The organism is Acidisphaera rubrifaciens HS-AP3, from assembly GCF_000964365.1.
GTDB lineage: Bacteria > Pseudomonadota > Alphaproteobacteria > Acetobacterales > Acetobacteraceae > Acidisphaera > Acidisphaera rubrifaciens.
Window position 1 is genome coordinate 1 of sequence record NZ_BANB01000472.1, and the last position, 10,566, is coordinate 10,566.

A 10,566-nucleotide genomic window follows, 5' to 3' on the forward strand; every position below is an offset into this window, starting at 1 on the left:
CAACGGCCTCTACAAGGGCGAGGTCATCCATCGCGCCCGCCCTTGCGTTAGCGCCAGGGTTCCGGGTCGACTTTGCTTGCAAGTACGGGAAAGCCTACCGCTGGCGTCTTCGAGCAGTCACGCCTCGAGAAAACGGCGGCCGGCATGGAGTGTGGCTATTCGCCGGAGCCGCGCTGCCCGCCTCGTGCAGCCGTGCCCGCAGTTGCCGGCGGACGCTGTCCATCGGTGGGCCCGCGATGCACAACGGCGCGCAAGCCTGCTCCCAGCTCAGTGGGGCGAAGTCGGGGTGCAGTTGGCGATGGGCCCCACCATTGGCGAAGGCAGCGCGGTTGCCGGTATCGAGATAGCTCTCCGCGGGCAGCCCCTCCGCGAGCAGCACGTCGTGGCTGTCCAACTCGACGTGATAATACGTCACGTGCTCACGCCGCTCCTGCGCCACGCTGGTGCCGTTGGCGAGGTATTTGATCGGGATCAGCACGCCCTCGACGAACAGAGAGTGGTCCGGCGAGAGCAGCAGGTCGCGTTTCGGCAGACCGGGCCCGAAGGCGCCGGCTCGTACCCGCACCGGCCAGACCCGATGCGGCTCGGGTTGGCGGGTACTGTCCACCGGGCTGATGCCGATCCAGCGCACCGAGCGCAGCGCGCCGGAGGCCGTGCGCACGCGCGCGCCGGGGCGCAGCCGCTCGACCTGCACGTCACCGTGCTCTGTGGCGATGCGGGTGCCGTCCAGGAAGCAGGGGATTGTCACCGTCTCACCGGAAATCACCGTCTCGCTGGGGGTGTAGCTGCCTGCCAGAACCAGATCGTTGCCGTTCGCCAGCGTCAGTGTCAGGACGCCGGCGCCGAACGTCTCACCGGTAATGCTTGCATTGGCGACGATCGTGTCGTCCGAACCGAAATCTGACATCACATCGTTCAGTACGGCACTGGAGCCGAGATCGAGCGTCCCACCGAAACCGGTGAAATTGAGCACGATTCCGGCGGCGATCGTGCCATCGAGTTGCAGGCTGGCACCCGAGTTGATGGCCAGAGTGCCGGTGCCGGAGATGTCGCCGGTGAGCAGCAGCGCGCCGCCATCGGCGGTGATGCCGCCATTGTCCAAGATGGCCCCACCGACCGTGCCGTTGCCTTCCAGCGTGGAACCGGCGTCCAGGGTCACCGGGTCGGTCATCAGCGTGCCGCCCAAGAGGGTCATTGCGGCACCCTTCCAGGCGTGGAGGTCGCTGACCTGAACGGTCGCGCCATCGGCCACGCTCAGGCGGGCCTTGCCGCCGGCCGCAGTCGCCGTGCCGCCCAGCTCCAGGCTCTTGCTGCGCAGCAGTGAGCCAGCGCCCTCGACTGTTAGATTGCCGGTGCTGCCGGCTTGCGCAGCTACGTCGATCTCGCCCTTGCCGCCGGGGCTGGAAGCGACCAGCGCGCCGCTGGCAAGCGTCAGCGTGCCGTCGCCGGCATTCCCGACCACCAAAGCGCTGCCAAAGTAAAGCGCGCTCTGGAGCACGCTGCCGGACTGGTCGAGCGTGCCGGAGAGCGCGATCACGCCGCCGGCTCCAGCTTGGTCGCCGATGGTCACGCCGCCGCTGGCCGCGAGGCTAGCGGCGCCCTTGATGCTGACCCCGCCGATGCCGGTGCCGCCCACGGTCAGATCGCCGACCAGGTTCCAGGAACCCTGGGTGTCGAGCGAGACGCCGGAGCCCACACCTTGCAACTGGTCGGCGACCGTAGCGTCGCCGGTAGTGGTCAAGCTGGCACCCTGGGTGAGCTTGAGCACCCCCTTGCCGCCGGATCCGATCGTCAGGTCGTGGCTCTGCACCGAGGTGCCGGCACCGCTGGCATCCAGTTCGCCCTTGCCGCCGAATTGCACGCCGAGCTCGATGGCGTCGGCGGCGAGGGTGGAGGCGAGCTGGATAGTCGCCAGCCCATTGCCGCTCTCGCCGATGCTCAGCGTGCCCTTGGTGTCTAGGCTGGCGCTACTGAGGGTCGCGGTACCCTTGCCGCCGGAATCCGCCCCCACCGAAAGGTTGGCGGAGACGCTGGCATCGGCGCCGGTGAGCAGTAGTACGCCGGTTCCGGTGCCCCCGACATCGATACTGGCCGCGTCCAGGCTGGAGCCGGAATCGGTGATGGTAACGTCGCCCGTGCCGGCCTCGCCGATGGTCAGGTCGGCGGCCACCGACACCGTGCCGCCCTGGCTGACGGTGAGCGAGCCGGTGCCGCTCCCGCCCACAGTGAGGGAGGCAGCATCCAGCGCGGCCCCAGCGCCGCTCACCGTGACGATGCCGGTCGCACCGTTCTGCTCTCCAAGGTAGATCGTGTTGATGCTGCCGTCGAAGCTGGCGCCGGCGTCTACGGCCAGCGTGCCGGTGCCCTGGCTGCCGATCGTCACGTCGTCCTGCCCGGCCACTACCTCGGCATTCTGCTGCAGCGTCAGCGTGCCGTTCGATCCGGTGTTCTTGCCGAGCTCGATGGCGCCATCCACGGTGAGCGGATTGCCCCGCACAACGGTCATCTGCCCGGTGTTGATCGTGAGATCGCCGTGCACGTGCATGTCGTCGGCGCTGGCGGTCAGCGTGCCGGAGCCCTTGCCTGCGCCCAGTTCCAGATTCCCGTACACCACCAGCGCCGCACCGGCGGACACGGTCATGAACCCCGTGCCGTCCTGGCCCAACACCAGATTGCCGTCCGCGGTCAGCCTGCTGTTGGCATCGAGCGTCATGGTGCCGGTGCCGCCGGCCTGATTGCCAGCGATGATCTCAGCCGGCACGGTATAGGAGGCGCCGTCCACCAGCTCGAGCGCTCCGGCTCCGGCATCGCCCACGATCAACGCGTCCGCCACATCCAGCGTGCCCTGCGCGCCGCTCAGTTGCAGCGTGCCAGTGGCACCGCTGCCGCTGGCGACATCGATGCTGCCGCTGACATGAAGCGCCGCGCCATCCGCGACGAGCAGCGTGCCCTGTGCCGCCTTGCCGATTGTCAGATTGCCGGACACATTCCAAGATGAAGCAGGTCCGGTCAGAGTGCCGGTGCTGTCGACCGTGCCACTGCTGGAATCGAATACGGCGTTGCCGCTGGCCACGCTGCCGCCGGACTCGATAAGCAGCGTACCGTCGTTGACGGCCAGCGCGGCCGCCCCGGTTTCCGTCGTCTCGAGCAGGGCGCCGGTCCCATTCACGGTCACGCCGCCCTGGTCCTGGTAACTGCCGATCCCCAGGTTGCCAGTGGAAAAGGTTCCGTCGTTCTCCACAGTCAGCAGACCTTGGCCGGTACCCTGGGCACCGCCGATCCCGGCAAAGCCGGAGTTGCTCCAGTTCCCGCCGTCGACGATTCCGGTGCCTGGCTCGCCGAAAGAGCCAAACAGGACAGTCCCGCTGGATATGCTCCCGCCACTCTGCAGCGTTATCGTGCCGGCGCCGATGTCGCCGACATAGATCGTGCTCGTAGTGCTGACATCACCTTCGATCGAGAGCGTGCCGCCCACCACGATCGAAACGCCGCCGGTGTTCACCTGGCCCGTTACGTCGACGGAGCCGCCCGTATCGGCCAGTATGACGTAAGCGTTTTGTGTCCGGCTGCCGCTGGTGATCGCGAGCTTGCCGCCGATGGCTCCGCTCTGGAAGTCGCCGCCGTCCGTGGCCGACAACGTTCCGTCCATGATAAAATTGGAGACGAAGAAATCCTGCGCACTGGCGCTGGCGGACATCGACCCGGCGTCCGCAGAAAGTTCGCCCGCAGAATCGATGGAACCGCTCACGAAATCGAGGGTGGCGGCGCTGAACCAGTTTTTTATCGTGACATTGCCACTCTCGATGGTGGCTTGAAGCGCAAAAAAGTCGCGCGCCTGAACCGAGCCGCCGGTGAGGGTGGCGCTGCCGGCGCTGATGTCCAGGGAGGCCTCCAGAGACCCGGAACTGATCAGCGTGGTCGCCGCTTGGATGGCCCCGCCGGAATTGATGCCGCCGGTATTTGTCAGCTCATATGATGCACTGACGTCGTTGGCGGTACCCTGGGTGGTGATCTGCCCATGATTGTCGATCGTGCCCGCTTGCACTGGCCCGGTGATGTCGATCGCGCCCGAGTTGTCCAGTGTGTCGGCCACCACATCGCCGCTTCCAGTAATTCCCCCCTGGTTGTCGAATGTCCCGCCTCCGGAACCTGCTCCGTTCAGCAAGGTGATGTTTCCGGAGTTTTTGGTATAGTTGCCGGCAAGGCCGACGCCATCGAACACAAAATTGCTTGATACGGTGAGCGTATCGATCGTGCCGCTGGTCGGTGGCGGCGTGTTCTGGTCGAATGTGCCTGGAGAACCGATGTTCACATAGACGACATCAGGCTGGAGGCTGCCCGTCACCGTGGCGGTCCAGTAATGGGGTCCGCCGATCCATTCGACATCAGTATATGTCGTCATACTGGCAATCCGCCGGTAGGGAGCGCTGCAAATCCCGGCCCGCAATTGATGCCGGCGATCCGGTCCCGCGTTAATGCGAACATTCGGTTGTCAGAGATCCAGGCCAGCAAGACGGCCGTCCCCCAGTTCAAACACTGTGATCGTTCCGCAACGAGTCTAACAAATGCAACCAACCGGCAGTTGTCGCCAAAGCCAGGGTGGCTATGCTCGAGACGACAAGCCTCTCGATCGGCGTCTGGCCTGCCCCACCGCCTGTCACCAGCTCGACGCCACGCCAATGCAGATCCGGCTAGGCGCTTTGCCGCTGCTGCCCACCCGGCTGACGGCGAAATCTCGGTTGTAGAGCGCATCGCCGTGGCGATGACCGAGGAAGCGAGCCTGCGCGCGCGGTCGTCAGGTCGCGACGGTCAACGAGCGGGAGCAAGCGTGCGTGCGCCCTCCGCTGGATCGAGCTGGCCGGGCCGTCCCGCTACGTGATCACGGAGCCCGGGCGGCGTGTCGTAGCCGGGCCGGAGGCCGCAGGTAACGTTGTCGGGAACGGCCAGAGGCACGCGAATCCTAGTCTAGCGGGCCGCTGCTGGCGGTCGGCGCGGCCTTAAAGGGTGGACGGATGTCGTGGTGTTGTGCCCCCTAGGGATGCCTGCATTTCCCACGCGACACCCGATGATGTGGAGCCGCTCCGCATCAAGGGCGAGATGCTCCAGCTGCGTCGTCTGCAAGCCTTGCAAGCACATCCCCCAGCGCGTTGAGCAGGGCGACATCACGTCGCATGCACCTGCACGGGCAAACGCGGCCTGCGACAGGCGCGGGAATGGGGGTAGAAGTGTGGGTAGCTCGCGACTGTCGAGCGAAAAGACATGGGTTATCAACGTTGTAAACGGTGCGTTTGGCGGAGGGGATGGGATTCGAACCCACGGTACACCTTTACAGTGTACAACGGTTTAGCAAACCGCCGCCTTCAGCCGCTCGGCCACCCCTCCGCCGGGATTTGGCGCACGGGGCATAGACGGCCCCGACACGGCGTTTGCCTGGGCTGCATAGGGCCTCGGGCGGCCCGGGTCAAATGGAACGGCGCCGCGCGCCCGGCCGCGTTCAGCCCCCGCCCGCGAGGTGGCGGCGCAGGACGTCGTTGACCAGGGCGGGATTGCCCTTGCCGGCCATCGCCTTCATGACCTGGCCCACGAAGAAGCCGAACAGCTTCTCCTTGCCGCCCCGGTAGTCCGCGACCTTGTCGGCGTTCGCCGCCAGTACGGCGGCCACGGCGGCGTCGATCGCGCCGGTATCGGTCACCTGCCGCAGGCCGCGCGCGTCGATGATGGCGGCGGGATCATCGCCCGTCTCCACCATCGCCTCGAACACCTCCTTGGCGATGCGGCCGTTGATCGTCGCGTCGGCGATCAGGTCGAGCAGCGCGCCGAGCTGTGCTGCGCTCACCGGCGGGTCGGAGATGGTGCGGCCGGTGCGGTTCAGGGCCGCGAAGAAATCGCCCAGCATCCAGTTGGCGGCGAGCTTCGCGTCCCGCCCGGCGGCGAGCCGCTCGTAGAAATCGGCGGTCGCCTGTTCCGCCACCAGCACCCCGGCGTCATAGGCGGACAGGCCGTGCCGCGCCATCAGCCGCCGCTTCTTCGCGTCCGGCAGTTCCGGCAGCCCCGCCGCAAGCGCGTCCACCCAGCCCTGCTCCAGCACCAGCGGCAACAGGTCGGGATCGGGGAAATAGCGGTAGTCGTGCGCATCCTCCTTCGACCGCATCGACCTTGTGACGCCGCGCGCGACGTCGTACAGGCGCGTCTCCTGCTCGACCGTGCCGCCTTCCTCCCACACGGCGATCTGCCGCCGCGCCTCGGCCTCCACCGCCTGCATCACGAAGCGGACGGAGTTGACGTTCTTCACCTCGCAGCGCGTGCGGAACCCCTCGCCCGGACGGCGGACGGAGACGTTGACGTCGGCGCGCATGGAGCCCTCCTCCATGTTGCCGTCGCAGGTGCCGAGATAGCGCAGGATCGTGCGCAGCTTGCGCAGATAGGCGCCGGCCTCCTCCGGGCTGCGCAGGTCGGGCTCGCTGACGATCTCCATCAGCGCGACGCCGGCGCGGTTGAGGTCAATGTACGACTTCGACGGATGCTGGTCGTGCAGGGACTTGCCCGCATCCTGTTCGAGATGCAGGCGCGTGATGCCGATCGACTTGGTGATGCCGCCGTCCAGCTCGATTTCGATCGTCCCCTGGCCGACGATCGGATGCTCGTACTGGCTGATCTGATAGCCGGCGGGCAGGTCGGCGTAGAAATAGTTCTTCCGGTCGAAGCGGCTGACCAGGTTGATCTGCGCCGCGAGGCCGAGACCGGTGCGCACCGCCTGTGCCACGCATTCCCGGTTGATGACCGGCAGCATGCCCGGAAAGGCCGCGTCGATGAAGCTGACCTGCGTGTTCGGCGCGGCGCCGAAGGCGGTGGCGGCGCCGCTGAACAGCTTGGCGTTGCTGATGACCTGCGCGTGGACCTCGAGGCCGATCACGACCTCCCACGTGCCGCTTGCGCCCTCGATCGTGTAGCCGGTGCCCGCGTCCATGTTCTCTCTACTCCGCCGCAACGGCGCCGGGCCGGATGGCCGGCAGCGCATCGAAGCCGGCCGCGCGTTCGATCGCGGCGGCGACGGCGAACACCGTCTCCTCGTCGAAGGGGCGGCCGATGATCTGCAGCCCGAGCGGCAGCCCGTTGCCGTCGAGGCCGGCCGGCACGCTCATCGCCGGCACGCCCGCCATGCTCGCGGGCACGGTGAACACGTCGTTGAGATACATGGCGACGGGATCGTCCATGTTCTCCCCCTGCGCGAAGGCGGCCGAGGGCGCGGTCGGCGTCAGCAGCGCGTCCACCTGTGCGAAGGCGTCGGTGAAGTCGCGCAGGATCAGCGCGCGGACCTTCTGCGCCCGCAGGTAATAGGCGTCGTAATAGCCGGCGCTGAGCACGTAGGTGCCGATCAGCACCCGCCGCCGCACCTCCTCGCCGAAGCCTTCGGCACGGGTGTGCTCGTACAGTTCGCGCAGGTCGCCGCCGTCGGCGCGCAGGCCGAAGCGGACACCGTCATAGCGCGCGAGGTTGGACGACGCCTCGGCCGGCGCGACGATGTAATAGGTCGCGAGCCCGTATTTCGTGTGCGGCAGCGAGACGTCCACGATCTCCGCCCCCTCCGCCCGCAGCCACGCGAGGCCCTGCTGCCACAGCGCCTCGATCTCGCCGGGCATCCCGTCGGCGCGGTACTCGCGCGGCACGCCGATGCGCAGGCCACGCACGCCGCGCGCGCAGGCGGCGGCGAAGTCCGGCACCGGGCGGTCGGCACTGGTGCTGTCCTTCGGGTCGTGGCCTGCCATGGAGCGCAGCAGGATGGCGCAATCCTCGACCGTGCGGGCGAACGGCCCGGCCTGATCGAGCGAGGAGGCAAAGGCCACGATCCCCCAGCGGCTGCACCGGCCATAGGTCGGCTTTATGCCGGCGATGCCGCAGAAACTGGCCGGCTGGCGGATCGACCCGCCCGTATCGGTGCCGGTGGCGCCCAGCGCGATGCGCCCGGCGACCGCCGCGGCCGAGCCGCCGGACGAGCCGCCCGGCACCAGAACCGCGTCCGCGTCCTGCCGCCGCTTCCACGGATTGACCACGGCGCCATAGGCGCTGGTCATGTTCGACGAGCCCATGGCGAACTCGTCCAGATTGGCCTTGCCGAGGAACACGGCGCCGTCGCGCAGCAGGTTGGCGGTCACCGTGCTTTCGTAGGGCGGGACGAAGGGGCCGAGGATGCGGCTGCCCGCCGTGGTACGCACGCCCTTGGTGCAGAACAGGTCCTTGATCGCCAGCGGCAGTCCCAGCAGCGGTCGGTCGTCGCCGGAAGCGAGCGCGGCATCGGCCGCGCGCGCCTGCGCCAGCGCCTGGTCGGCGGTGACGGTAATCAGCGCATTGAGGGTCGGGTTCAGCGCCTCGACCGCGTCGACATGCGCCTGGGTCAGCTCGGTCGCCGAGAAGTCACGCCGCGCGAGGCCCGCGCGGGCGACGGCGAGGGTGAGGTCGGTCAGCATCACTCGACCACCTTGGGCACGACGAAGAAGTCACCCGCCCGCTCCGGGGCATTGGCCAGCACGCCGTCCGGGTCGCCGCCGTCGGTCACCACGTCGTCGCGCATCTTGAGCGCCATCTGCGCGGCGCCGGTGAGCGGGGCGATGCCGGTCACGTCCACTTCGTTCAGCTGCTCGATCCAGCCGAGGATGGAGTTGAGCTGCGTGCGCAGACCCTCGATCTCGTCCTCGCCCACCCCGATACGGGCCAGCGAGGCGATACGGCGCACGGTCGCGGCGTCGAGCGACATGGTCAAAGTCCTTGGACTGACAGGAAGAGCGCGACCATAAAGCCGGCCATGAGCCTGTTCAACCTGCCCGACCTGCGCGCGTCCCTGGCGCGCGAGACACGGCTGATCGGCCTCGATCCCGGCCGGAAGTCGATCGGCGTCGCGCTGTCCGATGTCGGGCTGACGCTGGCCACCCCCTACGGCACGCTCCGGCGCGCCAAGCTGTCGGCGAATGCCGCCGAGATCGCCGCGATCGCGCGGCGCGAGGGGGCCGGCGGGCTGGTGGTCGGGCTGCCGCTGTCGATGGACGGCACGGCGGGCCCGGCGGCGCAGGGGGCGCGGGACTGGGCGCTCGCGCTGTCGGCGGCGTCGGGCCTGCCGGTCGCGCTGTGGGACGAGCGGCTGTCCAGCGTCGCGGCCAACCGGTTCCTGATCGAGCAGGCGGATGCCAGCCGCGCCCGCCGGGCGGACCGCGTCGATCAGATCGCCGCCGCCTGGATGCTGCAGGCCGCGCTGGACGCGACCCGGCGGTAGCGCGCGGCGCCACGCGGCCTCTGTCCACGGCCGAGCTTGCGGCCGGGACAGCCGCGATTTTACGTTTCGGGGCATGCTTGTGCCGGGGTCCGGTTCGCTGGTGAAGATGGTCGTGCTCGGCGGCTTTGCTGCCACCGCCGCCTATGTCCATTGCCGCGGGAGGGTCCGTCATGGCTTCGCGCGGCAGCTGACGGACCACTCGACGTTCCTCGCCCCGGTCAACGCGCTGTTCTACCTGTGCTCACGCGTGCCGAACCGGCCGTTTCTGGAACTCAACGACCTCCCCGAACTGGCGGTGCTGACGGCGCGCTGGCGCGTCATCCGCGACGAGGGACTGCGCCTGCTCGACGAGGGCTTCGTGCGGGCGGCGGCGGGATACACCGACCTCGGCTTCAACAGCTTCTTCCGCACCGGATGGAAGCGGTTCTATCTGAAATGGTATGGCGAGGCCCTGCCCTCGGCGGAGCGGCTGTGCCCGGAGACGGTGCGGCTGCTGCGCGAGGTGCCGTCGATCCACGGCGCGATGTTCGCCCTGCTGCCGCCGGGCGCGCGGCTGGTGCGCCACCGCGACCCGTTCGCCGGCAGCCTGCGCTATCACCTCGGACTGTCCACGCCGAACAGCGACGATTGCTACATCGAGGTGGACGGCATCAGGCGCGGCTGGCGCGACGGCGAGGCGCTGATCTTCGACGAGACGTTCATCCACCATGCCGAGAACCGGACCGACCAGACGCGGCTGATCCTGTTCTGCGACGTGGACCGGCCGCTGCGCGGCGCGCTGCCGCGTGTGATCAGCCGCTTCATCGTCAACCACGTCGTCAAGGCGACGGCGACGGAGAACGTGCCGGGCGACGGGATCGGCGTGGCGAACCGGCTATTCGCCGGCATCTATCGCGCGCGGCTGCTGGCCAAGCGGCTGAAGGCGTGGGACCGGCGCGTCTATTACGGCCTCAAATACGCGGTGGTGGGCGCGACGCTGGCCGCGATCATCCTGCGCTAATCCGGCGGCGGATCGGGCGCGAGGCTCCATGCCTCGGCCAGGCGACGGCGGGCGGCACGCAGCCGGGCCGCCCGTGCGGCGGCCTGTGCGTCCATGACGACGCGCAGCGCCAGCGGCCCGACTTCACTCAGCAGCCAGCCGAGACCGGCGAGCGCATAGGCGAGACCGATCACCGCCGGATCGCCGGCAAGCGTCATGGCGAGCGCGATCGTGTGCCCACCCGACCAGAGCCGCACGAGCGGGCCGATTCCGCCCGCCGCGCCGAACAGGGCAAGGACGCGGGTCAGCGGCCGCCCGGCCC

At 68.5% G+C, this 10,566-nt stretch carries 7 protein-coding genes and 1 tRNA gene; 2 read left to right on the forward strand and 6 right to left on the reverse strand.

Annotation, left to right across the window (positions count from 1 at the left end):
* Nucleotides 1-94 precede the first annotated feature (94 nt).
* The 5 genes from B8460_RS13175 to gatC all read right to left on the reverse strand — a co-directional run bounded on the left by B8460_RS13175 (nucleotide 95) and on the right by gatC (nucleotide 8,752).
* The gene (locus B8460_RS13175) at nucleotides 95-4,402 is read right to left on the reverse strand and encodes a Hint domain-containing protein (protein ID WP_048862066.1); all 4,308 of its coding nucleotides are present in this window, start codon (nucleotides 4,400-4,402) and stop codon (nucleotides 95-97) included.
* An 887-nt stretch (nucleotides 4,403-5,289) separates the two neighbouring features.
* A tRNA-Ser gene (locus B8460_RS13180) sits at nucleotides 5,290-5,382 on the reverse strand.
* Between the two features lie 112 nt (nucleotides 5,383-5,494).
* Nucleotides 5,495-6,967, reverse strand: a complete 1,473-nt coding sequence (gene gatB / locus B8460_RS13185; RefSeq protein WP_048862067.1) for an Asp-tRNA(Asn)/Glu-tRNA(Gln) amidotransferase subunit GatB — start codon at nucleotides 6,965-6,967, stop codon at nucleotides 5,495-5,497.
* A gap of 7 nt (nucleotides 6,968-6,974) precedes the next feature.
* Nucleotides 6,975-8,465 (reverse strand): Asp-tRNA(Asn)/Glu-tRNA(Gln) amidotransferase subunit GatA, encoded by a 1,491-nt coding sequence (gene gatA / locus B8460_RS13190; RefSeq protein ID WP_048862068.1) that lies wholly within the window; start codon nucleotides 8,463-8,465, stop codon nucleotides 6,975-6,977.
* Entirely contained in the window at nucleotides 8,465-8,752 is a 288-nt protein-coding gene (gene gatC, locus B8460_RS13195) for an Asp-tRNA(Asn)/Glu-tRNA(Gln) amidotransferase subunit GatC (RefSeq protein ID WP_048862069.1), read from the reverse strand. Before gatC ends, gatA begins: the two co-directional genes overlap by 1 nt.
* A gap of 48 nt (nucleotides 8,753-8,800) precedes the next feature.
* Here gatC and ruvX point away from each other — a divergent pair, with 48 nt between their 5' ends.
* A complete protein-coding gene (ruvX, locus tag B8460_RS13200; RefSeq protein ID WP_048862070.1) occupies nucleotides 8,801-9,265 on the forward strand; it encodes a Holliday junction resolvase RuvX in 465 nt (154 codons plus the stop codon).
* 73 nt (nucleotides 9,266-9,338) lie between these two features.
* Nucleotides 9,339-10,265 (forward strand): aspartyl/asparaginyl beta-hydroxylase domain-containing protein, encoded by a 927-nt coding sequence (locus tag B8460_RS13205; RefSeq protein ID WP_048862071.1) that lies wholly within the window; start codon nucleotides 9,339-9,341, stop codon nucleotides 10,263-10,265.
* Here the strand turns inward: B8460_RS13205 and B8460_RS22005 are convergent.
* Nucleotides 10,262-10,566, reverse strand: a 305-nt coding sequence (locus tag B8460_RS22005) for a hypothetical protein (protein WP_048862072.1), incomplete at its 5' end; no start/stop codon positions are given. The two genes, B8460_RS13205 and B8460_RS22005, sit on opposite strands and share 4 nt — an antisense overlap.

Excerpts from the sequence above, each read along its gene's own strand:
- gatC (WP_048862069.1), bottom strand. The coding sequence starts at position 8,752 with ATGTCGCTCGACGCCGCGACCGTGCGCCGTATCGCCTCGCTGGCCCGT.
- gatB (WP_048862067.1), bottom strand. The coding sequence starts at position 6,967 with ATGGACGCGGGCACCGGCTACACGATCGAGGGCGCAAGCGGCACGTGG.
- B8460_RS13175 (WP_048862066.1), bottom strand. The coding sequence starts at position 4,402 with ATGACGACATATACTGATGTCGAATGGATCGGCGGACCCCATTACTGG.
- ruvX (WP_048862070.1), top strand. The coding sequence starts at position 8,801 with ATGAGCCTGTTCAACCTGCCCGACCTGCGCGCGTCCCTGGCGCGCGAG.
- gatA (WP_048862068.1), bottom strand. The coding sequence starts at position 8,465 with ATGCTGACCGACCTCACCCTCGCCGTCGCCCGCGCGGGCCTCGCGCGG.
- B8460_RS13205 (WP_048862071.1), top strand. The coding sequence starts at position 9,339 with ATGCTTGTGCCGGGGTCCGGTTCGCTGGTGAAGATGGTCGTGCTCGGC.